Raw genomic sequence first — 21823 nt, 5'->3', positions numbered from 1 at the left:
CGGGGCGGCGCAGCGGCGCGCGGCGCTGCTCGTCGAGCAGTGCATGTTCACGGCGTCCGGCTGCCGGGCCCCCACCCGCGGTCCGTCCACCTGCGGGGCCTCGACGTGCGAGGCGTCCGCCCGCGAGGCGTCGGCCTGCCAGGCGCCGACCTGCGTGGCGCTGCCCGTCAGAGCGCCGGTCTGCGGGGCGTCCGCCCGCGGGGGCTCCGCCCGCAGGGCGTCGGCCCGTGCCACGTCAGCCCGCACACCGTCCAGGACGCCCCCGCGCGGGGCCTCGGCCCGCAGCGCGTGGCCGTGGTCCCCGGCGGCGTCAGCCTGCCCGGGGCCCACGCAGGCCGCCGCCCCGGCGAGGAGGCCGACGAGGGCGAGCACGCAGGTGAGCAGGCGGGCGCGCCGCGCGCCGCCCGGGGTCCTGCGTGACCTGCTCATCGCCGCGCATCGTAACCCGCCCGGGAACGTACGAACACGCAGACCTCCGTACACCGCCCGCCGTTCCGCCCACGGATACCGCGGCCGGTCTGCCCGCCCATGCCACCGTCCGCTCGGACGCCGCCGGCCGGCCCGGGGCGCGTCTCCGCCCCCGCCTGCCATCGAGCCGGCAGAGGCGAGCCCCGCCTCGCCGGTCACGGCGGTCCATCCGCGGATGCCGCCCGACCATCCGAACGCCACCCGCGGACACGGGGCCGGGCTCCGCCCCCACCCTCCGTCCGGCAGGCAGGCGCGCAGCCCGCCTCGACGGTCACGGCGGTCCGCCCGCACACGCCGCCCGACCACCCGAACACCACCTGCCGGCCCGAGGGCCCGGTCCCGCCCCCACCCTCCGTCCAGCCGGCAGGGGCGAGCCCCGCCTCGACGGATACGGTCGTGGCAGGACACGACGCGGGCCGTCCGGCCCGCCCCCGCACCACCCCGCAAGGAGCCCGCGTGTCGCAGCCGTCCGGCCCGGTCGCGGCCCTGGAGCGGCACCAGGTCGCCGTCTACCTCGGCGCCCTGGCCGCCGGCGGGCTCGCCGGCCAGGTGGCGCCCGGCGCCGGGCCGGGTCTTGAGCACGCCATAAGCCCCGTGCTGGCCGCGCTGCTGTACGTGACGTTCCTCCAGGTGCCGGCCGCCGAACTGCTCCGTTCGCTGCGCGCCGGCCGGTTCCTCGCCGCGGCGCTGGTCGTCAACTTCGTCGTCGTGCCGCTGGTCGTCGCGGCGATGTTCGCCTTCCTGCCGGACGGGCAGGCCGTCCGCACGGGCGTCCTGCTCGTCCTGCTCACGCCCTGCATCGACTACGTGATCGTCTTCAGCGGCCTCGCCGGGGGCAGCAGCGGCCGGCTCCTCGCCGCCACACCCCTGCTGCTCCTCGCGCAGCTGGTCCTGCTCCCCGGCTACCTGTACCTCTTCCTGGGCGCCGACCTCGCCGACATCGTCGAGGCCGGGCCGTTCGTCGAGGCGTTCGCCGTCCTCATCGCCGTCCCGCTCACCCTGGCCTGGCTCACCCAGGCGTGGGCCGCCCGTCGCCCCGCCGGGCGGCGGGCCGCCGACGCGGCGGGCACCGCGATGGTGCCGCTGATGGCCGCGACCCTGGCGACGGTCGTCGCCTCCCAGACGCCCAAACTGGACGACAGCCTCGGCGACGTCGCCCGCGTGGTGCCGTTCTACGTCCTCTTCCTCGCCGTGATGGCCTTCGCCGGCCTCGCCGTCGCCCGGCTGTTCCGCCTCGGCGTCCCCGCCGCCCGCGCGATCGTCTTCACCGGCGCGACCCGCAACTCCCTCGTCGTCCTCCCGCTGGCCCTGGCGCTGCCGGACCGGCTGGCCGCCGCCGCGGTGGCGGTGGTCACCCAGACGCTCGTCGAGGTCGTCGGCATGGTGGTGTACGTACGCCTGGTCCCCCGGCTGCTCCCCGGGGCCGCCCCGCGGCCGGCGCCCTGAGCGCCCCCGTTCGCCGATCCCCCCGGACGCGGCACGCACGTCTGTTCTGTCCCGCATTTCGGGGATGTAGGTTGGAGGGTAAGTCCCCCGAGGGAGGCTGATGCGATGCCGTGGATCGTCTGGCTACTCGCCGCCGCGGCACTCGGTGCCGCGGAGTTCTTCACGATGACGCTGGTCTTCGGACTGCTGGCCGGCGCCGCGCTGGTGGCCGCCGTGGTGGCCGGGGTGGGCGTGGGTGCGCTCGGGCAGTTCGTGGCCCTCGGCGCGGCGACGGCCGCGGGCCTCGTGATCGTCCGTCCCCTCGCCCTGAGGCACATGGCCCAGACCCCCCTGAGCCGCGAGGGCAGCGACGCGCTGCTAGGCAAGCGGGCCGAGGTCATGGAGGAGGTCACCGCGACCCGCGGCCTGATCAAGCTCTCCGGTGAGGAGTGGTCCGCCCGTGCCCTCGACGAGAGCGCGGTGATACCGGTGGGGTCGCTGGTGGAGGTCATGGAGATCGAGGGCGCCACCGCCGTCGTCTACCCCCGCGAGCTGCTTCCGTGAGCCGCACAACCGCCGAACACCGAACCGTCGAACCGCCGAGCCAGTGAACCGCTGTACCGATGAACCGATGAACGCGCAGCCAACGGAGGAAGTGTGGACCCGGTAGTCATCCCGATTCTCGTAGCGGCGCTGGTCGTCGTCTTTCTCGTGGTCTCCAGCGTGCGGGTCGTCCCACAGGCGCGCCGCTACAACATCGAGCGGTTCGGCCGGTACCGCCGGACGCTGCAGCCCGGCCTCAACTTCGTCGTGCCGGTGGCGGACCGCATCAACACCAAGCTCGACGTGCGCGAGCAGGTGTACTCGTCCGACCCCAAGCCGGTGATCACCGAGGACAACCTCGTCGTCAACATCGACACCGTGCTCTACTACCAGATCACCGATCCGCGGGCGGCCGCGTACGAGGTCTCCGACTACCTCCAGGCCATCGACCAGCTCACCGTCACCACGCTGCGTAACGTCATCGGCGGCATGGACCTGGAGGAGACGCTCACCTCCCGCGAGGAGATCAACGCCCGGCTCCGCACCGTCCTCGACGACGCCACCGGCAAGTGGGGCATCCGCGTCAACCGCGTCGAGATCAAGGCCATCGACCCGCCGCACAGCATCAAGGAGGCGATGGAGAAGCAGATGCGGGCCGAGCGGGACAAGCGCGCTGCCATTCTGCACGCCGAGGGTGAGCGGCAGGCCAAGATCCTCACCGCGGAGGGCACGAAGCAGAGCGACATCCTGGAGGCCCAGGGCACCCAGCAGGCCATGATCCTGCGGGCGGACGGCGAGGCGCAGTCCGTGGAGCGCGTCTTCCAGGCCGTCCACCGCAACAACGCCGACCCGAAGATCCTGGCGTACAAGTACCTGGAGACGCTGCCGCACCTGGCGAACAGCGACAACAACACCTTCTGGGTCATCCCCGGCGAGCTGACCGAGGCGGTACGCACCGTCACCACCGCGTTCGGCGACAAGTCGGCGGCGGGTGTCCCCGGGGCCGGAGCCGGGGCCGGGGGCGCGGAGGCGGCGCCGGAGGGCGGCGAGACGCCGGGCGAGTCCGGGAACGGGACGCCGGAGCTGGAGGCGGGCGGGCCGTCGGCGCTCGACGCGGTGGCGGCGGCGGTCGAGGCGGCGAAGGAGGCGGACGCCGCGGTGAGCGAGGCCAAGGCGGAGGCGGAGGCGGCGAGTTCGACGCAGGCGCCGAAGCTGAACCGGAAGAAGCCCGCCGACGACGAGTGAGCGGCGCGGTAGCGCCGGGAGCGCCGGACGGGCCGGGGAGCGCCGAGAGCACCGGACGGGCTGGGAGCGCCGGGCGGGGCCTTGGGCCGGCCGGTGCTCAGGCCGGGTAGGCGTGGGTCTGGGTCGCCTTGACGGCCGCCCAGACCGTCGCGCCCGGGTGCAGGTCGAGTTCGGCCGCCGCGGTGGTGGTCAGGTCGGCGGCCAGGTCGAGTTCGCCGGTGAGTTCGGCGCGGACCTGGTCGGCGTGGGTTTCGAGCCCGGCGACGGCGCAGCGCCAGAGGTTGCGGGCGCTGGAGCCGGTCGGCCGATCCCGGTGGAGGGTGACCGCGCTGGGCGGGAAGGCGACGCAGACCGGGCCGGCGAGGTCGTCGGCGACGGTGATCGCGGGGCCACCGTCGAGGTCGACGGTGTGGCCGCGGGCCCGCCCGCGGTAGAGGTTGAGGCCGACGAGGCGGGCGATGTAGTCGGTGCGCGGGTGGCGGGCGACGTCGGTGGGGGCGCCCTGCTGGACGACGCGGCCGTCCTCGATGGCGACGAGGTGGTCGGCCAGGACCATGGCATCCAGCGGGTCGTGGGTGACCAGCACCGCGACGGCCGCGAAGTCGGCGAGGTGGCGGCGGAGCCGGGCGCGGACGTCGAGGCGGGTGCGGGCGTCGAGGGCGGCCAGCGGCTCGTCGAGGAGCAGCAGCCGGGGGCGGACGGCCAGGGCGCGGGCGAGGGCGACGCGCTGGGCCTGGCCGCCGGAGAGCCGGCGGGGCCTGGCGGACGCGTACGCGGCGAGGTCCATCCGCGCCAGCCATTCGGCGGCCTCGGCGCGGGCCGCGGCCTTGCCGGCGCCGTGGCAGCGCGGGCCGAAGGCGACGTTGTCGAGGGCGCTGAGGTGCGGGAAGAGCAGGTAGTCCTGGAAGACGACGCCGATCGGGCGCTCCTCGGGGGGCGTACGGTCCAGCTCGACGGCGTCGAGGCGCAGGTGGCCCGCGGTCAGCGGGACGAGGCCGGCGAGGGCGCGGAGTGCGGTGGTCTTGCCGGCGCCGTTGGGGCCGAGGAGCGCGACGACATCGCCGGGGCGGGCGGTGAGCGTCACGTCGAGGCGGAACGACGCGCCGTGCTCGACGACGAGCCGGGCGTCGAGCCCGTCGTCCAGGGCGGCGGCGTCGGCCGCGGCCTCGGCCATGACCTCGGCCTCGGGCTCGGCCCCGGCCTTTTCCTCGGCCTTGTGCTTGTTCCCGGTCGTGTCACTCATGCCGAGGTCATCCACCGGTCCCGTAGCCCCGCCAGCACCGCGACCGACACCGCCAGCAGCACCAGGCTCAGCGCGATCGCCGCCTCCGGGTCACGCTGCAGCGCGAGGTAGACGGACAGCGGCATGGTCTGCGTACGACCCGGGAAGTTGCCCGCGAAGGTGATCGTGGCGCCGAACTCGCCCAGCGCCCGCGCCCACGCCAGCACCGCCCCCGCCGCGATGCCGGGCGCGACGAGCGGCAGGGTGACGCGCCGGAAGGCGGTGAAGCGCCCGGCGCCGAGGGTGGCGGCGGCCTCCTCGTAGCGGGGGTCGGCGGCCCGTAGCGTGCCCTCGACGGCGATGACGAGGAACGGCATCGCCACGAACGCCTCGGCGACCACCACGCCCGCGGTGGTGAACGGCAGCGTGACCCCGAACCAGTCGTCCAGCCAGCGGCCCACCACCCCGTTGCGCCCCAGCGCCATGAGCAGCGCCACGCCGCCCACCACCGGCGGCAGCACCAGCGGCAGCGTCACCAGCGCCCGCACCAGCCCCCGCCCCGGGAACTCCACCCGCGCCAGCAGCCACGCCAGCGGCACCCCGACGACCAGGCTCAGCGCCGTCGCCGCGGTCGCGCACACCAGCGACAGGCGCAGCGCCTGCCAGACTTCGGCGCTGGTCAGCAGCTCCGGCATGCTGCTCCACGGGGCGCGGAGCAGCAGGGCGACGAGCGGCAGGACGAGGAACGCGAGCCCGAGGAGCGCCGGTACGAGGAGCGGCAGCGGCGCACCGCCGGGGGTGCGAGGCCGGGGTCGGGGGCGGGGGCGTGGGGCGGGGCCGGGGCCGGGGCCGGTCAGGGTGTCGGGCGCCGCGCCGCCCTCGCCCGCGGGTGAAGGAGGCGTCACGGCGTGCCGAACCCGGCCTCGCCCAGCACCCTCTGCCCCGCCGCGGACCGCACCAGCTCGACGAACGCCTCGCCGCCGGCGGCGTTCGGCGCCTGGCCGAGGACCGTGATCGGGTAGTCGTTGACGGCGCCGGCCGACTCGGGGAAGTCCACGCCCGCCACCTTCCCGCCGGCGGCCACGACGTCGGTCCGGTAGACGACGGCGGCGTCGGCCTCCTTCAGCACCACCTTGGTGAGGGCGGACTTGACGTCCTCCTCGTACGACACGGGCGTGAGCCGCACCCCGCCGGCGTCCAGCGCCTGCTGCGCGGCGGCGCCGCAGGGCACCGTCTCGTCGCAGAGCACGACCTTCAGGCCCGGCTCTGTGAGGTCCCGCAGCGAGCCGATGCCGTCCGGGTTGCCGGGCGGGACGGCGATCTCCAGCCGGTTGCGTACGAAGGTGACGGGGGTGCCGGCGGCGGCGCCGGCGTCCGTGACGACGTCCATCGTGGCCGGGCTGGCGGCGGCGAAGACGTCGGCGGGGGCGCCGGCGGTGATGCCGGCGGCCAGGGCGTCGCTGCCGCCGAAGCTGAACGTGACCTCCGTACCGGGGTGTTCCTTCTCGAAGCGCGCGCCGAGCTTCTCGAAGCTCTCGGTGAGGGAGGCGGCGGCGAAGACGGTGACCTCCCCGGACACGTCGCCGGAGGCACCGGAGCCGGTGCCGGTGCCGTCGTCGGAGCCGGCGCAGGCGCTCAGGGCCGCCAGGACGGCGGCGACCGCGGCGGAGACCCGGAGCGGGTGGCGGGTCCAGCGGGTCCTGGGGATCCCGGGGGTCCTGCGGGTCCGGGTGCGCGCGGAACGGGTCGGCACGGGTCGGCTCCTGACGTCGTCGGGGCTACGGTCTCTCGACGACCACGTTGGTCGACTTGATCACGGCCACCGCCGGCACACCCGGCTCCAGCCCCAGTTCCTCGGCCGACTCGCGGCTGACCATGGACACCACTCGGAACGGCCCCGCCTGGATCTCCACCTGCGCCGAGACGTCCCCCAGGTGCACCTCGGTGACGATCCCGGCGAAGCGGTTGCGCGCGGAGGAGCCGGTGGACTCCCGCTCCGCCGAGCGCGCCTCCCGCGCGTACGCCGCGAGGGCCGCCCCGGGGATGAGGCGCCGCCCCGCCTCGTCGCGCTCGGCGGTCAGCTTCCCGGCGTCGACCAGGCGTCTGACGGTGTCGGCGCTGACCCCGAGGAGGGCGGCGGCGTCTCCCATCCGGTACGTGTGCATGCCGTTGATGGTAGCAACGCATACGCAAGGTGAAAACTCACTCTTACTTAGCAGAAGCAAGGCGTTCTGTTGAATAACCTCGCACATGAGCTGTGAAACTACGCTACGCCTGGCCGACGAGGGGCTCGTCGGCGAGGTAGGGCGGCGCAGGCTCGTACTGGATGTACCGGCGCACCGCGCGGGCGTGCTCGGGCCCGTGCAGGCGGCCCACCAGCCACAGGGCGCTGTCGATCCCGGCGGACACGCCCTGGCTGGTGACCAGGTTGCCATCCACGACATAGCGGGCGTCGCGGACGACGGTGACGTCCCCGCGCGCCTCCAGCGTGTCCTCGTAGCTCCAGTGGGTCGCGACGCGCCGCCCGTGCGCGAGCCCGGCGGCGTGCATGAGGGCCGCGCCGGTGCACACGCTGGCGGCCCAGGAGACCTGTGCCGCGGTCCTGGCGATCCAGCCGGTGACGGCCGGGTTGCGCAGCTCCGCCTCGCGCGCCCCGCGCCCGCCCGGGACCAGCAGCACGTCGAGGGGCGGGTGGTCGTCGAGCGTGTGGTCGGGCAGGACGCGCATGCCCTTGTTGCAGCGTACGGGCCCGTCCCGCTCGGCGATCAGGACGGCGGTGTCGGCGTGGTCGCGCAGCATCGAGGAGGCGGTGAACACCTCCCAGGGGCCGACGAAGTCCAGTTCCTCGGCCTCGTCGAAGATCAGCAGTCCGTAGGTGGTCACGCGTGCTCCCGTTCCTGTTGCCGTTCCGCATGGGCGTCGTTGGTGGACCGGAACCGCGCCCGGTAGTCGGACGGCGCGATGCCGAGATGGCGGTGGAAGGCGCGGCGCAGCGTCTCGGCGGTGTTGAACCCGCACCGCCGCGCAACGGCCTCGACCGGGTCGTCGCCCTCCGCGAGCGCGCGCTGGGCGGCCTCGACACGCACCCGTTCCACGTACGAGGCGGGCGGCATGCCCAGTTCGGCGGTGAACCGGCGCTGCAGGTGGCGCGGGCTCAGCCGCGCGCAGTGCGCCAGCTCGGCGATGCCGTGCCGGGCGCCGGGGACGGCGTGGACCGCCGACACCGCGGCCCGGATCGGGTCGGTCGCGGGCTCCTTCGACCACAGCGCCACGCTGAACTGGGACTGACCGCCGGGCCTGCGCAGGAACATGACCATCTCCCGGGCGACGGCGCGGGCGACGTCCCGCCCGAGATCGTCCTCGACGAGCGCGAGGGCGAGATCCATTCCGGCGGTGACGCCGGCCGACGTCCAGACGTGCCCGTCCCGGATGAAAACGGGCTCGCAGTCGACCTCGACCTCCGGATGCTCCCGGACGAGTTGCCGCTCGCGGGCCCAGTGGGTGGTGACCCTCCGCCCGTCGAGGAGCCCGGCGGCGGCCAGGAGGAACGCCCCGCTGCACACCGAGGTGACGCGGCGGGCACACGCCCCCACGTCCCGGACCCACCCGGTCAGCCCCGGATCGAGACGCGCCCGGTCGACCCCTCCGCCGCCGGCCACGACCAGCGTGTCGACGCCCTCGGGAGCCACCTCGTCCACTCCGTACCCGGCGTGGACCGGCAGCCCGCTCCCCGCCGGCACCGGCCCGGAACGGGGCGCCACCACCCGGAGGCGGTAGCCGCCGCCGGCCAGCTGCCCGGCGTGCTGGAACACCTCGTGCGGGCCGACGAGGTCGAGAGGCTGGAACCCCTCGAAGATCACGAAAACAACGCTCCGCTCCTTCACGCCTCCACCCTCGGGGACCGGGCCTCATGGCGTCCACGACACGCACCCCACAGATCGCGCCATGGCGAGCCGCGACCGGCCGCGCCGCCGGGGTCTCTCTCTCCCCCCCCCGCCTGGCGATTGGCTGCCCGAGTGGCTAGGTTGCCCGCACCTCGTCCGATTCCCACCGATGGGGAGGGGCCCGCCGTGCGGGAACAACACAAGACCTTCCAGGCGATCGAGGTCGGTGACGGCGGCGACGGGCGGTGGGCCGCCTACGCCCGGCCCCTGTGGCGGGAGATGGCGGACCTGCTGACCGCGGAGGGCAGGACCCGCCGGGGCGCGGATCGTGTGCGGGCGCTGTTCCGTACGCACATGCCGGAACTGGTCCCGGTGCTGGAGCGCCTGACCGGCCAACTCGACCGGCCCGGGGCGGAAGTCTTCCTCACCCACGCGGCGTTGCGGCCGTTCTCCCCGTCCTGCACCCAGATCGGCGGAAACGGCACTCTGCTGCGCAACTACGACCTGCGGCCCGACCAGTGCGAGGGCGCCATCATCTCCTCCTGCTTCCTGCGCCCCGTGATCGGGATGCAGGACATGCTGTGGGGCCTGCAGGACGGGATGAACGACGCCGGTCTCGCGGTCTCGCTCACCTGGGGCGGACGTTCCGCCTACGGACGCGGCTTCGCCATCCTCATCGTGGTGCGCTACCTGCTGGAGACGTGCGACACCGTCGATGAGGCGGTCGCCAGGCTGCGGTCCCTGCCGGTGGCCGTCCCGCAGAACCTCACCCTTGTCGATGCGGTGAAGGCGGTGACGGTGTTCGTGGGGCCGGACATACCGCCGACGACGGCGCCGGACGCCTGCGCCGCCAATCACCAGCACCTGCCGGTGACCGACGAGCAGGAGCGCGCCTTGCGGACGCAGGAGCGCCTGCGCGCCATCCGTGCCGCGGGCACAGACGTGGCGGCGATGCTGAAGCCGCCGCTGTACCAGTCCGTCGACGCGCAGGGGTCGCGAACGCTGTACACCGCCCACTACCGGCCCGTCGAGGGCCGGGTGACGTACTACTGGCCCGGCGAGTCCTGGCCCCAGTCCTTCAACGACTTCGCACCCGGATCCCGCACGGTGACCCTGGGCCGGGCCGGCGGAGGTGCGCGTGCCGCCAGAGGCGATGCCCGGGTGCCGCCGCGTCGATGAGTTTTGCTGCCCGGAGTCGTCTCAACGTGCATGAAGACGACTCCACACCCAGAACCGCAGATCGCGGCCGGCAAGGTGCTCTGGCACTTCACGATGTCGCTCGACGGCTTCATCGCCGGGCCGAACCACGGCATGGACTGGATGTCCGGTATCGCCGAGAGCAGGCCCGGGATCGAAGAGGAGTACGCCGCGACCACCGGTGCCGTGCTCGGCGGCCGGAACGGCTGGGACGCGTTTCCCGGCGCCCGCCCTTACGGCGGCGGTGACGCCTGGCAGGGCGCGATCTTCGTGCTCACCCACCACCCCGAGGACGCCGCGCCGGCCGACGACGTCACGTTCCTCTCCTGCGACGTCGGCGAGGCTGTGCGGATCGCGCTGGAGGCCGCGGACGGCAAGAACGTCGAGGTGCTCTCGGCCTCGATCGGAGCGCAGCTGATCCGGCGCGGCCTGATCGACGAGATCGACCTGCATATCGCCCCGGTCCTGCTCGGCGACGGCATCCGGCTCTTCGACAACCCCGGCGGCGTACCCGTACGCCTCAACCGCGTGCACGACGGTGCCCCGAACGCGGAACTCGACGTCCGCTTTCGACCAGCGTCCTGACACCGTGCCGGCTGCCCGCGCCGGAGTTGCCACCCCGCGGGGCGGCAGCGCGGGGATGGAGCGCGTTCAGCGGGCCTGTCGTGCCCGGTCGAGGAGCACGAGAGGCACCGCGGCCGCCGCGAGGGCGGCTCCGATCAGGCAGACCGACGTGAGCGCGGCCCCTTGCGTGAGCGAGACCGCCGCGAGGACGGGGGTGATGCTGATGCCCAGCTGGAACGCCGACACCGTGGTGGCACCGGCGAGCGTCGGGGCGGCGGCCGCGATGGTGAAGACGCGTCCGTAGAGGGCCGGGTTCAGTACGAACGCGGCGATGCCCAGCAGGAGGACCGTGGGCACCACCGCCCACACCTTGTGGATCGCGGCCAGCATCGCGATCGACAGCAGCACGGTCGCCGACGCGCCGGTCAGGAGCGCGAGGTGCGGGCGGCGGTCGGAGACGCGGCCGCCGATGGACAGCCCGACGAAGGCGCCGGCCCCGAAGAGCGCGAGGATCGCCGGTATCCAGGCCTCGGAGAGGGCGGTGACGTCTTCGAGCATGGCCGCCAGGTAGTTGAACGTGATCATGTACGCCGCGGTGGTCAGAATCGTGATCGCGTAGATGCCCCACAGCGCCGGTGTCCGCATCGTGGCGAACTCCCGCGACACGCTCGGCCCGGCGGTCCGGTCGGCGTCCGGATCGGCCCCGGGGAGGCCGAGGAGGCATCCGGAGATCCCCGCGACCGTCAGGGCCACCACCGCCCAGAAGCCGCCGCGCCAGTCGGTGAAGTGGCTGAGCAGCGTGCCCGCGGGACCGCCGGCGACCATGGCCACGCTGAGACCGCTGACCACGACCCCGGAGGCGCGGGCTTTGCGGTCCGGCGTCACCAGGCCGATCGCGGTCACCGACGCGACGGCGAAGAAGCCCGCGTAGGCGACACCCGAGACCACCCTGGTCGCCAGCAGCACCGGGTAGCCGCCCAGCAGCCCGACGGCGACGGAGACGGCGAAGAGGCCCTGGGTGGCCACCAGCGCGGTGCGGCGGGGCCAGCGCAGGCTGAGCACGGCGAACGGCGGCCCGCCGATCACGACGCCGAGCGCGAACGCGGTGATCAGGAACCCGGCGGAGGAGAGCGTGACGTCCAGATCGTCGGCCACCGCCGGCAGCACGCCGGCCAGCAGGAACTCTGCGCTTCCCATCGCGAACAGGCTGAAGCCCAGCAGGTACACCCCCGCGGGCAGCCTGTCGGAGCGACTGCTCCGGGACGTCTCCACCGTGTCCATTCGGATCACCTCCACGGAGAGCATCGGGACACCGTGGAGGAATCAGCAAAGAATGTTGCCGGTTCCGGGACGCATCGGTTGACTGCCCCCATGGACCAGCAGCCGACCGTCAGCGCCGCGATCGAGCAGATCGCTCCCCGACTGCGGCGCGCCCGCCAGCAGAAAGGCGTCAGCCTCGCCGACCTCGCGCGCGCCACCGGCATCTCGACCAGCACGCTGTCCCGGCTGGAGTCGGCCCAGCGCAAACCCAGCCTCGAACTGCTCCTGCCGATCACCGCGGCGCTCGGCATCCGCATCGACGAGATCGTCGCCGCACCCCGGATCCTCGACCCCCGCGTGCCGCAGGAGCCGACCAGGAAAGACGGCCGCGTGCTGATCCCGCTGTCGCGGCAGCAGGGCGAACCGCGCGCGTACAAGATGACCATCCCCGCGCACGACGAGGAGCCCCATCTGCGGACCCACGCGGGCTACGAGTGGCTCTACGTGCTCCGCGGGCGGCTCCGCGTGCAGCTGGGCGACCGCGACTTCGTCATGGGAGCCGGCGAAGCGGCCGAGTTCGACTGCCATGTTCCGCACTGGTTCGGCGCCGCCGGACGCGGCAGCGTCGAGGTGCTCAGCCTCTTCGGAAAACAGGGCGAACGCATCCACCTCCGCACCCCCCGACGCTGACCGCCAGCGGGCGGACCGCCGGGGCCGAGCCCTCTCCCGCGAGGACGCGGAACGACCGGCCTGCCGTTGTCCGGTGGCCGACGGCACGATCTGTGCCGGCGACGCCGCTCGAACGAGTCACCCGACGGCCGCCAGGGCGGCCCGCAGCCACCGCTCCCGCTCGTCCGCGGTGACGGGTGGCATCCGTTGCAGGCTTTCGTCGACCGGCCGGTCGAGGTACACCTCCGAGGCATTCGTGCGCCGCGGCCCTCGGGCCACCAGCGTCATAGTCCCGCGCTCGGCCCGAACCCGGTGCAGAGTGCGGTCGGGCAGGGCGTACCGGCTGCCCGCGGGCGTGTGCCCGCGGCTCAGCCCTCGCGTATGACCATGCGCAGGCGGGTGGCGAAGGCGTCGGGGGTCTCGACGAACCCGGTGTGGCCGCCGGGGAACGTCGTCGGCTCGGTGCCCAGCGCCTGAGCGAGCGCGCGGGAGGTTCGGTCGCAGAGCTGTCCGGCGGAGTCGTCGCCGATGCCCACCAGGATGCGGGTGGCCGCCGCGCGCAGGGTTGCCGGGTCAGGCCGCCAGTAGGTGGAGGCACGCATCTCGTGCGCGAACCAGCGGCGCTCGTCCGCCACGTGCTGCGGCTCACGCTCCCCGCCGAACATCTGCTCTATCAGGGGCTCGGGCATCGTGATGCCGGCCTGGGCGAAGAACTTCTTCCACGCCCCCGTCACGTCGCCGGCCAGGTAGGTGGCGATGAGGTCCTCGGTTCCGGTGCGCAGCTGTTCCCGGTCCGTCAGCAGCTCGATCAGCGGTGGCTCGTGGGCGACGACGGTGTGCACCTGGTCGGGACGGGCCTGGGCCAGGGCCAGCACGCTGACGGCGCCGCCGCTGGAGCCCACCGCGATGGCCGGTCCCGCGTCGACGTGGGCGATCAGCCGGGACAGGTCGTCGGCTCGCAGTCGGGGTGTCGAGTCCTGGTCGGGGTCGTCGAGCCGGCTGCGGTTGATGCCGCGTGGGTCGGTGGTGAGCACGGTGTGGTCGCCGGCGAGCAGTTCGGCCAGCGGGGCGAAGGCTGCGGCGTCCATCGGGGCACCGGCCAGCACGAGGAGAGGGCCCTCGCCGCGCACTTCGTAGTGCAGGCGGGCGCCGGGCACCCTGAGGGAACCGGCGGCGGCGGTGTCAGTCGGGTGAGTGGTCATGCGTTCTCCGGATCAGGCTGTGACGGGTCTGTCGGTGAGCTAGACCACCCGGATGGTGCAAACTCATCGCTCGCAGATCGCGGCCGACCGCGAAGCAGCCCCGGAGACCGACCCTCGCTACGCGGCGGGGACCGGGTCAGGAGCGGCCGATGTTCTCGATGGACACCACGACCGGGGCACCGTCGATGATCTGGAACAGCACGCGGTACACCCCGACGTGCAGCCGCCGGTAGCTGCCCCACTTGCTTCCCTGGTGAGGGTTGTTCCGCAACAGGTTGATGGCGTCGATGACCTGATCCGCGCCGTCGCGGTCGTCCTTGGAGAAGCGGGCCAGCGCCGCCTGCGCGGAGGCCTGGATCTTGATTTCGACGTTCACGGAACGTCTATCCGGCGCGCAGCTCAGTCAGGAAGGCGTCGAAGTCCTGCGCCTGCTCGGGGTGCACCCGGTTGTGCGCCAGCGCTGCCCGGTCTTCCAGATCGGCCAGTTCGGCCGGGGACAGCAGCACAGCCACCGGAGTCCCGTGGTCGGTGATGACGGTGCGCTCACGCTGCACGGCAGCGCCGCGGCACAGTTCCCCGAACCGTGCACGTGCCTCCGCGATACCCAGCCTCTTCATGTGTCAAAAGATACACTTCATACACTCGGCCAGACAATCCGGTGCCGGGCCGGATCAGCCCCCGGGGCGGGCCGTCGAACTGCCGTACCGGTTCGCCGGTTTCGGGGAAGCCATATCATCAGCTTGAGATCAGAGGGGTGTCCGGATGCGGGCTGGCAGGGTGCGGCGGGGGGCGGTTGCCGTGGTGGCGGGGTGTGCGGGGCTGGTGCTTGCGGTGGGGTGCGGGGAGGAGCGGGCCGGCGGTTCGGGGGCGCCGTCCGGCAGCGCCTCGCCGTCGACGGCCGAGGAGTACGCCGAGGCGGCGCGGACGAAGCACGACCGGGCGTGGCCGGACGTCGCGGAGAAGTGCCGCGACGTGCCGACCGGGCCCGCGGCCGCGGCGAGCCCGAGCGACGGTCGGCCCGCCGACGACGAGCCGCCGCCCGAGAACCCCAAGTACGCCGAGAACCACGCGTACAAGCAGACCACCGACGTCTCCGCCGGCGAGCTGTGCCGCGGCGAGGCGCACGCCGCGCGTATCGCCGCCGCCCTCGACGACGCCGACCCGGCCGACGTGCAGGACGAGCAGGGCATCCGGCGCGTGCTCGAAGACCTCGGCTACACCCCCGACACCGTCAACGCGCGGCAGGCCGGCGCGTCCGGCGTCGGGTGGGACGTGAGGGTGGGCGGCGCGGGGCCGTGCATCAGCGGCAACACGGACTGGCCCGGCGAGATCGACGTGCACGGCGTGTACATCGAAGGCACCGGCTGCACCGAGCCCGCCGGCGGGCACTGACCCGGGCACTAAGGGGCACTGACCGGGCACCGGCACCGCCCGCCCACATCCCGGTTGACGCGCGGGCCGTCCCCCGGGTTGGCTGCCGGGGTGTCCGATCTCCGCTTCGCCCGGCCCGTCGGCGACGCCGCGCTCCGCGACTGGCAGTACGTGCACAACACGACCATCCCCACGCACCACCTGTCACTGGACGACGTACGGGAGCGCGCGCGGCGCCACCGTCTGGAGGTCGCCTACCTCGGCGACGTCCTCGCCGGCTGCAGCACCGTACGCCCGCCGGAGGACGTGGACGGCACCCGCACCGCCACCGTCATCGCCCGCGTCCTCGCCGACCACCGCGGCCGCGGCATCGGCGCGGAGCTGTACGCGCGCGGGCTGTTCGCGGCGTGGGAGCTGGGCGCGGAGCAGATCGCGACGGTGGTGCTGGCGGCCAACGAGAGCGGGCTGCGGTTCGCGCGCAAGGAGGGCTTCGTCGAGACCGAGCGCTACGTGCTGCCGGGCGAGACGGCCGAGTGGGTCGACATGAAGATGGTGCGCTGAGTCCTGCGCGGGGCCGCTACCGGGACCGCCGGGTTCCGCGTACGCAGGCGGCGGCGGAGCCCAGCAGCGACAGCGTCCACAGCCCGGTGCCGGAGATCACGAACCCGGCGCTCAGGCCCATCATGTCGTTGCCCGGCTCCAGTTCCGCCGCCGGCGCGGCGCCCCAGGCGCCCCAGGCGGGCGACGGGTCGTACACCACCGCGGTCGTCCAGGCCGGCGACAGGCCGTGCCCCGCGGTCGGCAGGTTGCCGGTGTCGGCGGTCATCCTGCCGGGCGCGTCGTCGTCGTCGCAGTTCAGCTCGTAGTCGTAGCGGGTGACCCAGCCGGAGTCGGTGTCGGTCTCGATCGCGGCGAGGGGGTCCAGTTCCCGCCGCTCCTCGACGCCGAGCACGGCGCAGGAGGTCTCGGTCCCCTGCCAGCGCAGCATCCAGTCCTCGGCGCCGTGATAGGTGAAGAGATACGCGCACATCAGCCCGCCGAGCCCCGTCACCACGGCGACGGCGGGGGTGTCGCCGCCCGTGTCCATGGCGAGCCAGAGCAGGACGACGGCCCACGCGAGGATCACGGCGGTGAGGATGAGGGGCAGCAGGAGGACCAGGAAGGTCATGTTCCCGAGGTTGTTGTAGAGCCAGACGACGGCGCACGCGTGGGCGACGCCCACGAGGGGCATGGCCAGGAGTCCGGCGAACGCCGCTCCGCGCGCCATCCGCCCCCGCCCGCCGGCCCGCCCCCGCCCGCCGGTCGGCTCCGGATCGGCCATCGAGACCGCCCCCTCCAGCCCGCAAGTCCTGGCATGTCCGCACCACTGAATCTACCCGCGTCCGCCCGGTAGGGTTCCCGTTCCCGGTGACGGCACCCGGCCCCGCCGCGCCCCCCGGCTCACCCGTGCCGCCCGGCTCCGCCGCCGCTCGCACCGCCCTGACCACGGCTTCCGTGAGCCAATCAGGCGCTGCACACCCGTTGACCCTCATGTGGACCCCGTGTATACCTGCCACATGCACGGTGGATCCACCGCCGGTACGGCTCGTCCCCTGGCCCCGATGTGTGGAGATGTCAATGGCACCAATCAGCAGGCGCCACCTGCTCGCGGCAGGCGGTGGCGCGCTGGGCAGCGCGGCGCTGGCCGCGTGCGGCAGCCCGGTCAACGTGCCGTCGTCCATGGAGGAGGTGACGCCCCGGCCCGGCAGGCCCAGCCGGGGCGGGGTGCTGCACTTCGGCCTCTCCACGGACCCGGCCAACCTCGATCCGCACGTCACCACCGGCGCGGCGTCGGACCTGCTGCGGCAGCTGACGTACAACGCGCTGCTCCAGTACGACGGCGACGGTGAGATCATCGGCGACCTCGCCGCCGAGTTCGGCTGGGCCGACGACACGACGTACGAGGTCAGGCTGCGCCCCGGGGTCCGCTTCCACGACGGCTCGCGGCTGACCGCGAAGGACGTCGCGTTCTCCTTCCGGCGCATGCGGGACGAGAAGACCGCCGCGACCACCGGCCCGCTCCTCGACCTGGTCGAGGAGGTCGAGGCCGCCGACGCCGCCACCGTCCTCTTCCACCTGAAGCAGCCGGACTCCACCATCCCCTTCGTCCTGGCCAACCCCACCGCGAACATCGTCTCCCAGCGCTGGATCGAGTCCGGCGCCGATCCCAAGACGAAGGTGATGGGCACCGGACCGTTCCGGTTCGTGGCGCGCGTCCCCGGGGTGAGCACCACCTACGAGCGCTTCGAGGACTACTTCGAGCCCGGGCTGCCGTATCTCAACGCGATCGTCTTCCAGCCGATGAGCGACGACTACGCCCGCGTCACGGCCCTGCGCACCGCCACCGTCGACATGATCGACTACGTCCCCGCCACCCACGTCGACGTCATCACCGAGAACCCGCGGCTGCGCTTCGCCTCCGACCGCAGCTTCGGCTTCGGCTTCGTCGGCTTCGTCACCAGCAAGCCGCCGTTCGACGACGTCCGCGTCCGCAGGGCCGTCGCGCTGGCCGTCGACCGCCGCTCCGTGCTGGAGACCGCGCTCCTCGGGCACGGCGAGCCGATCGACGGGGCGCTGATGCCGCCGGCCTTCGCCCGCTACTCCGGCAGCCTCGACGGCACCCTGGCCCACGATCCGGAGCAGGCCCGCTTCCTGCTCAGGAAGGCCGGGCAGGAGGGGCTGACACTGCCGGTCGTCACCACCAGCACGTACTCGGTCATCGCCCGCCCCGCGCAGGCGATGCTGCCGGGCATCCGCGAGGCCGGGGTGGACGTGCGGCTGACCCAGCAGGAGTGGCTGACGTTCCGGGCCAGCGTCGAGGCCCGGTCGTACCCCGTGCACTCCTGGGGCACGGCGCCGAAGTTCGGCGACCCCGCCTCCCTCAGCGACTTCCTCGGCAGCTCCGGCACGTTCACCCGGAACACCGACTTCAAGGACGAGCGGCTCGACCGGCTCCTCGCCGAGGGCCGCCGCACCCGCAACCGCGCGCTGCGCGACGAGATCTACCGGGACGTCGAGCAGCGGGCGCTGGAGCTGGTGCCGATGACCTGGACCGTACGCCGCCAGCAGGGCGAGGCGCACTACGACTACGTCAAGGGCTACCGGCACCCGCCCAAGGGCTCGTGGACCGGAGTGACCCTGCGCCGCATCTGGATGGACAAGACATGAGACGGTTCCTCCTCACCAGGCTTGCGCAGGCGGCGCTGCAGCTCTTCGCCGTCGGCAGCATCGTGTTCCTCCTCGTCCGCCTCATCCCCGGCGACCCGGCGCGCGCCGCGCTCGGCGAGGGCGCCACCGAGGAGCAGGTCGCGCAGACCCGCGAGACGATGCACCTCGACGACTCGTTCGTCAGCCAGTACTTCGGCTTCTGGGGCCGGCTCTTCCAGGGCGACCTCGGCACCTCGCTGATCAGCAGCCGGCCGGTGATGCAGGACCTGCCGGACCGGCTGGGCAACTCCCTGGAGCTCGTGCTGGTCTCGCTGCTCATCGCGGTCACGCTGGGCGTGCTGCTCGGCCGGGTGGCGGCCACCCGCGCCGACAAGCCCGCCGACCACGCGCTCGTCGCCGGCTCGATCTTCGGGATCTCGCTGCCGGTGTTCGTCATCGGGACGCTGCTGCTGATGGTGTTCGCGTTCCTCGTGCCGGTGCTGCCGCCGCAGCGGTTCACCACGCCCTGGGAGGATCCGGTGACCCATCTGCAGATCCTCGTGCTGCCGGTGGTCACGCTCACCGCCGCCTCGTGCGCGGTCATCACGCGCATGACGCGCTCGGCGATGCTGGAGACGCTCTCCGCGGACCACGTGCGCACCGCCCGCTCCAAGGGCCTCGCCGAGCAGCGGGTGATCAGGGACCACGCGCTGCGCACCGCGCTGCTGCCGGTGGCGTCCGCGACGACGGTCGAGCTGACCACGCTGATCGGCAGCACCGTCCTGGTGGAGACGATCTTCGGCTGGCCCGGGATGAGTTCGCTGCTGATGAGCGCCGTCGGGCAGCGCGACTACCCCGTCATCCAGGCCGTCGTCCTCGCCGTCGCGGCCATCGTCATCCTCGTCAACCTCGTCGGCGACCTGGTCGTACGAGCCCTCGACCCGCGGGCGGAGGAAGCCTGACATGTCGACCGCCGAACTCACCGCCCGGGAAGACCCGCCCGCCGCCGCCCCGGCCCGCCGCGGCGCCCGCCACCTGCTGCGCGGGCTGGCGAGCAACCGCCGTACGTCGCTCGCGGGCGGCTTCCTGCTGCTGGTCGGCGCCGCCGCGCTGTTCGCCCCGCTGATCGCGCCGCACGACTACCGCGACATCGCCGGCACCCCGCTCACCCAGGGCGGCGCGCTGGGTGTCGACGACTACGGGCGCGACGTGCTGTCCCGGCTGCTCATCGGGCTGCGTACGTCGCTCGCGGTCGCGCTGTCCGCGGTCCTCATCGCGGGCGCGATCGGCACGGCGCTGGGCCTGGTCGCCGGGTACGGCGGGCGCTGGGCGTCGGGCGTCATCATGCGCGGGATCGACATCCTGCTCAGCTTCCCGCCGATCGTGCTGGCCATCGCCGTGGTGGCCGCGATGGGGCCGGAGCTGGTCAACGTCGTGCTGGTCATCGGCGTGCTGTACATCCCGCGGTTCACCAGGATCGTCTACAGCCAGGTGCTGGCGATCCGCGGTGTCGAGTACGTCGAGGCCGCCGAGATCATGGGCACCCGGCGCAGCACCATCCTGCTGCGCACGATCCTGCCGAACGTCGCCGCGCCGGTGATCGTGCAGCTCAGCCTGTCGGTGAGCTTCGCGATCCAGCTGGAGGCGGGGCTGAGCTTCCTCGGCCTCGGCGCCCAGCCGCCGCTGCCGTCGCTCGGCACGATGGTCGGCTCGGGCCGCGACTTCCTGGAGGTCCAGCCCACGCTGCTGATCTACCCGTCGGTGCTGATCGTCCTCATCGTGCTGGCGCTGAACGTCTTCGGCGACGGCCTGCGCGACCTGCTCGACCCGCGCCGCAGCGGCACCGACTCCTGAGTCCCCTTCCACGCGCTCCAGCACCACAGCACCACCGCACCGCAGCGAAAGGAAACCGAACCCCATGGCCGTCTCCCTGCCCGACACCCACCGTCTCGGCGAGCTGTCCTGGACGCAGGTCAAGCAGCTGGCGGAGCAGGACCCGGTGGTCCTGCTGCCCATCGGCGCCATCGAGCAGCACGGGCCGCACCTGCCGGTCCACGAGGACTCCATCGTCGCCGAGTGGGTCGCCGACCGGCTGGCCCGCGAGCACGGCCACTGGGTCGCGCCCGCCCTCAACTACGGCCACTCCGGCGTCTTCCGCGGCTTCGCCGGCAACCTCTCCCTCAGCCAGGAGACGCTGCGCAACGTCACGTACGAGATCATCGAGGCGCTGGTCACCTCCGGCTTCCGGCGCCTCGTCATCGTCGACAACAACGGCGGCAACGTCGGCCCGGTGACCGGCGCCGCCGTCGACGCCCGGCGCGACCTCGGCGTGCTCGTCGGCCACCTCTACCCCTGGCAGCTCGGCTACGCCCTCATGCGCGACGTGTACGAGGACCCGGCCACCGCCTACGGGCACGGCGCCGAGCCGGAGCACTCGGCGATGCTGGCGATGTTCCCCGAGCAGGTGCAGAGCGAGCTGGCGCAGCCGGGCACGCTGGCCTCCCCCGCCGGCTGGACTCCGGCCGGTTACACCGAGGCGGCCATCCCCGGCCAGCCCGTACCCGGCACGGTGCTGTGGGACTTCTCCGAGATCAGCGCCACCGGCTGCACCGGCGACGTGAGCCTGGGCAGCGCCGAGACCGGCAAGGTGTGGATCGAGCGGGTGCTGGGCTTCTGCGCCGCGTACCTGGCGGAGTACGACCGCAACACCCGTGCGGGCGCGGCGCCCGCCGAGGCCGCGGCGGTGCCGAGGTGAGCACCGCGGCGGAAGCGGCGGAGGAGAAGGCCGCCGCGGCCGGGCCCGTGCTGACCGTCGAGCGGCTGTCGGTGGACTTCCGCGTCGCCGGCGAGTGGACCCCGGCCGTACGGGACGTCAGCTTCACCGTCGGCCGCGGCGAAGTCGTCGCGCTGGTCGGCGAGTCGGGCTCGGGCAAGTCGGTCAGCTCGATGTCCGTCCTCGGCCTGGTCGCCGGCAGCGCCCGGCACCGCGGCAGCATCCGCTTCCACGACACCGAGCTGCTCGGCCTCGGCCACGAGGCGCTGCGGAGCATCCGCGGCAAGCGGATCGCGATGATCTTCCAGGAGCCGATGACGGCGCTCAACCCCGTCTACACCGTCGGCCGGCAGATCGCCGAGGCCATCCGCTGCCACGAGCAGGTCTCCCGGGCCGGGGCCCGCGCCCGCGCGATCGAGCTGCTGACGAAGGTCGGCATCCCGGAGCCGGAGCGCCGCGTCGACAGCTACCCGCACCAGCTCTCCGGCGGCCAGCGGCAGCGGGCGATGATCGCCATGGCGATCTCCGGAAACCCCGAGGTGATCATCGCCGACGAGCCGACCACCGCGCTCGACGTCACCGTCCAGGCCGAGATCCTCGACCTGCTGCGCGGCCTGCAGCGGGACCTCGGCTCGGCGGTGCTCATCATCACCCACGACATGGGCGTGGTCGCCGACCTCGCCGACCGCGTGGTGGTGATGAAGGAGGGCGAGGTCGTCGAGGAGGCGCCCGTCGGGCGGCTGTTCGCGGCGCCCCGGCACGAGTACACCCGCCGGCTGCTGGCCGCCGTACCCAAGCCGCCTCCCCCGCCGGC

General features: G+C 73.4%; 26 protein-coding genes. 13 read left to right on the top strand and 13 right to left on the bottom strand.

Translation table 11 applies throughout. The annotated features are described in order from the left end of the window. A partial coding sequence (locus tag ABD317_RS16485; protein ID WP_425582375.1) for a hypothetical protein occupies nucleotides 1-429 on the bottom strand: 429 nt, incomplete at its 3' end. A 495-nt stretch (nucleotides 430-924) separates the two neighbouring features. On the opposite strand from ABD317_RS16485, the gene ABD317_RS16480 reads away from it, so the two are divergent. The 3 genes from ABD317_RS16480 to ABD317_RS16470 all read left to right on the top strand — a co-directional run bounded on the left by ABD317_RS16480 (nucleotide 925) and on the right by ABD317_RS16470 (nucleotide 3681). After that, nucleotides 925-1914, top strand: a complete 990-nt coding sequence (locus ABD317_RS16480; protein WP_344290725.1) for an arsenic resistance protein — start codon at nucleotides 925-927, stop codon at nucleotides 1912-1914. Nucleotides 1915-2019: 105 nt separating this feature from the next. Beyond that, nucleotides 2020-2457 carry an NfeD family protein gene (locus tag ABD317_RS16475; protein ID WP_027755043.1) on the top strand — a complete coding sequence of 146 codons (438 nt, stop codon included), beginning with the start codon at nucleotides 2020-2022 and terminating at the stop codon, nucleotides 2455-2457. Nucleotides 2458-2550: 93 nt separating this feature from the next. After that, nucleotides 2551-3681, top strand: a complete 1131-nt coding sequence (locus ABD317_RS16470; RefSeq protein ID WP_344290724.1) for an SPFH domain-containing protein — start codon at nucleotides 2551-2553, stop codon at nucleotides 3679-3681. A 97-nt stretch (nucleotides 3682-3778) separates the two neighbouring features. Here ABD317_RS16470 and ABD317_RS16465 read toward each other — a convergent pair whose 3' ends face one another. From ABD317_RS16465 to ABD317_RS16440, 6 genes are all read right to left on the bottom strand, one after another. Then, the gene (locus tag ABD317_RS16465; RefSeq protein WP_344290728.1) at nucleotides 3779-4855 is read right to left on the bottom strand and encodes an ABC transporter ATP-binding protein; all 1077 of its coding nucleotides are present in this window, start codon (nucleotides 4853-4855) and stop codon (nucleotides 3779-3781) included. A gap of 65 nt (nucleotides 4856-4920) precedes the next feature. Next, nucleotides 4921-5760 carry an ABC transporter permease gene (locus ABD317_RS16460; RefSeq protein WP_344290727.1) on the bottom strand — a complete coding sequence of 280 codons (840 nt, stop codon included), beginning with the start codon at nucleotides 5758-5760 and terminating at the stop codon, nucleotides 4921-4923. A 44-nt stretch (nucleotides 5761-5804) separates the two neighbouring features. Continuing rightward, nucleotides 5805-6611, bottom strand: a complete 807-nt coding sequence (modA, locus tag ABD317_RS16455) for a molybdate ABC transporter substrate-binding protein (protein ID WP_344290726.1) — start codon at nucleotides 6609-6611, stop codon at nucleotides 5805-5807. Between the two features lie 70 nt (nucleotides 6612-6681). Further along, nucleotides 6682-7068, bottom strand: coding sequence for a TOBE domain-containing protein (locus ABD317_RS16450; RefSeq protein WP_027755038.1), 387 nt, complete (start codon nucleotides 7066-7068; stop codon nucleotides 6682-6684). A 103-nt stretch (nucleotides 7069-7171) separates the two neighbouring features. Then, nucleotides 7172-7786 carry a DJ-1/PfpI family protein gene (locus ABD317_RS16445; RefSeq protein ID WP_344290723.1) on the bottom strand — a complete coding sequence of 205 codons (615 nt, stop codon included), beginning with the start codon at nucleotides 7784-7786 and terminating at the stop codon, nucleotides 7172-7174. Beyond that, a complete protein-coding gene (locus ABD317_RS16440; protein WP_344290722.1) occupies nucleotides 7783-8787 on the bottom strand; it encodes a GlxA family transcriptional regulator in 1005 nt (334 codons plus the stop codon). Before ABD317_RS16440 ends, ABD317_RS16445 begins: the two co-directional genes overlap by 4 nt. Nucleotides 8788-8973: 186 nt before the next feature. Here ABD317_RS16440 and ABD317_RS16435 point away from each other — a divergent pair, with 186 nt between their 5' ends. Together ABD317_RS16435 and ABD317_RS16430 are read left to right on the top strand one after the other, a co-directional pair. After that, complete coding sequence (locus tag ABD317_RS16435; RefSeq protein WP_344290721.1) at nucleotides 8974-9966, top strand: C45 family autoproteolytic acyltransferase/hydrolase; 993 nt, start codon at nucleotides 8974-8976, stop codon at nucleotides 9964-9966. Nucleotides 9967-9996: 30 nt separating this feature from the next. Further along, on the top strand, nucleotides 9997-10569 hold the full coding sequence (locus ABD317_RS16430; protein WP_344290720.1) for a dihydrofolate reductase family protein: 573 nt from the start codon (nucleotides 9997-9999) through the stop codon (nucleotides 10567-10569). 66 nt (nucleotides 10570-10635) lie between these two features. On the opposite strand, the gene ABD317_RS16425 is transcribed toward ABD317_RS16430, so the two are convergent. Further along, complete coding sequence (locus ABD317_RS16425) at nucleotides 10636-11853, bottom strand: MFS transporter (protein ID WP_344290719.1); 1218 nt, start codon at nucleotides 11851-11853, stop codon at nucleotides 10636-10638. A 66-nt stretch (nucleotides 11854-11919) separates the two neighbouring features. Between ABD317_RS16425 and ABD317_RS16420 the strand changes: the two genes are divergently transcribed. Further along, nucleotides 11920-12498 (top strand): helix-turn-helix domain-containing protein, encoded by a 579-nt coding sequence (locus ABD317_RS16420; RefSeq protein WP_344290718.1) that lies wholly within the window; start codon nucleotides 11920-11922, stop codon nucleotides 12496-12498. 117 nt (nucleotides 12499-12615) lie between these two features. Here the strand turns inward: ABD317_RS16420 and ABD317_RS16415 are convergent, their stop codons facing one another. The 4 genes from ABD317_RS16415 to ABD317_RS16400 all read right to left on the bottom strand — a co-directional run bounded on the left by ABD317_RS16415 (nucleotide 12616) and on the right by ABD317_RS16400 (nucleotide 14296). Continuing rightward, the gene (locus tag ABD317_RS16415; RefSeq protein WP_344290717.1) at nucleotides 12616-12756 is read right to left on the bottom strand and encodes a hypothetical protein; all 141 of its coding nucleotides are present in this window, start codon (nucleotides 12754-12756) and stop codon (nucleotides 12616-12618) included. A gap of 89 nt (nucleotides 12757-12845) precedes the next feature. Then, nucleotides 12846-13679, bottom strand: coding sequence for an alpha/beta fold hydrolase (locus ABD317_RS16410; RefSeq protein WP_344290716.1), 834 nt, complete (start codon nucleotides 13677-13679; stop codon nucleotides 12846-12848). Nucleotides 13680-13815: 136 nt separating this feature from the next. Further along, complete coding sequence (locus ABD317_RS16405; RefSeq protein ID WP_344290715.1) at nucleotides 13816-14055, bottom strand: type II toxin-antitoxin system RelE family toxin; 240 nt, start codon at nucleotides 14053-14055, stop codon at nucleotides 13816-13818. 7 nt (nucleotides 14056-14062) lie between these two features. Beyond that, the gene (locus tag ABD317_RS16400; RefSeq protein ID WP_344290714.1) at nucleotides 14063-14296 is read right to left on the bottom strand and encodes a type II toxin-antitoxin system Phd/YefM family antitoxin; all 234 of its coding nucleotides are present in this window, start codon (nucleotides 14294-14296) and stop codon (nucleotides 14063-14065) included. A gap of 145 nt (nucleotides 14297-14441) precedes the next feature. On the opposite strand from ABD317_RS16400, the gene ABD317_RS16395 reads away from it, so the two are divergent. Next, the gene (locus tag ABD317_RS16395) at nucleotides 14442-15071 is read left to right on the top strand and encodes a hypothetical protein (RefSeq protein WP_344290713.1); all 630 of its coding nucleotides are present in this window, start codon (nucleotides 14442-14444) and stop codon (nucleotides 15069-15071) included. Nucleotides 15072-15161: 90 nt separating this feature from the next. Then, a complete protein-coding gene (locus tag ABD317_RS16390) occupies nucleotides 15162-15611 on the top strand; it encodes a GNAT family N-acetyltransferase (protein ID WP_344290712.1) in 450 nt (149 codons plus the stop codon). 16 nt (nucleotides 15612-15627) lie between these two features. Here the strand turns inward: ABD317_RS16390 and ABD317_RS16385 are convergent, their stop codons facing one another. Then, entirely contained in the window at nucleotides 15628-16371 is a 744-nt protein-coding gene (locus tag ABD317_RS16385; RefSeq protein ID WP_344290711.1) for a hypothetical protein, read from the bottom strand. 290 nt (nucleotides 16372-16661) lie between these two features. Between ABD317_RS16385 and ABD317_RS16380 the strand changes: the two genes are divergently transcribed. The 5 genes from ABD317_RS16380 to ABD317_RS16360 form a co-directional block, all read left to right on the top strand. Continuing rightward, nucleotides 16662-18257, top strand: a complete 1596-nt coding sequence (locus ABD317_RS16380; RefSeq protein WP_344290710.1) for an ABC transporter substrate-binding protein — start codon at nucleotides 16662-16664, stop codon at nucleotides 18255-18257. Continuing rightward, nucleotides 18254-19198, top strand: coding sequence for an ABC transporter permease subunit (locus ABD317_RS16375; RefSeq protein WP_027755023.1), 945 nt, complete (start codon nucleotides 18254-18256; stop codon nucleotides 19196-19198). The genes ABD317_RS16380 and ABD317_RS16375 overlap by 4 nt, the downstream gene beginning before the upstream one ends. A gap of 1 nt (nucleotide 19199) precedes the next feature. Continuing rightward, a complete protein-coding gene (locus tag ABD317_RS16370; protein ID WP_027755022.1) occupies nucleotides 19200-20090 on the top strand; it encodes an ABC transporter permease subunit in 891 nt (296 codons plus the stop codon). 64 nt (nucleotides 20091-20154) lie between these two features. Further along, nucleotides 20155-20991, top strand: coding sequence for a creatininase family protein (locus ABD317_RS16365; protein ID WP_344290709.1), 837 nt, complete (start codon nucleotides 20155-20157; stop codon nucleotides 20989-20991). Beyond that, nucleotides 20988-21823, top strand: an 836-nt coding sequence (locus ABD317_RS16360; protein WP_344290708.1) for an ATP-binding cassette domain-containing protein, incomplete at its 3' end; no start/stop codon positions are given. The genes ABD317_RS16365 and ABD317_RS16360, both read left to right, overlap by 4 nt.

The sequence above is a fragment of the Streptomyces synnematoformans genome (genome assembly GCF_039531005.1).
Taxonomy (GTDB): domain Bacteria; phylum Actinomycetota; class Actinomycetes; order Streptomycetales; family Streptomycetaceae; genus Streptomyces; species Streptomyces synnematoformans.
This window is presented reverse-complemented; position numbering and strand designations above follow the sequence as displayed.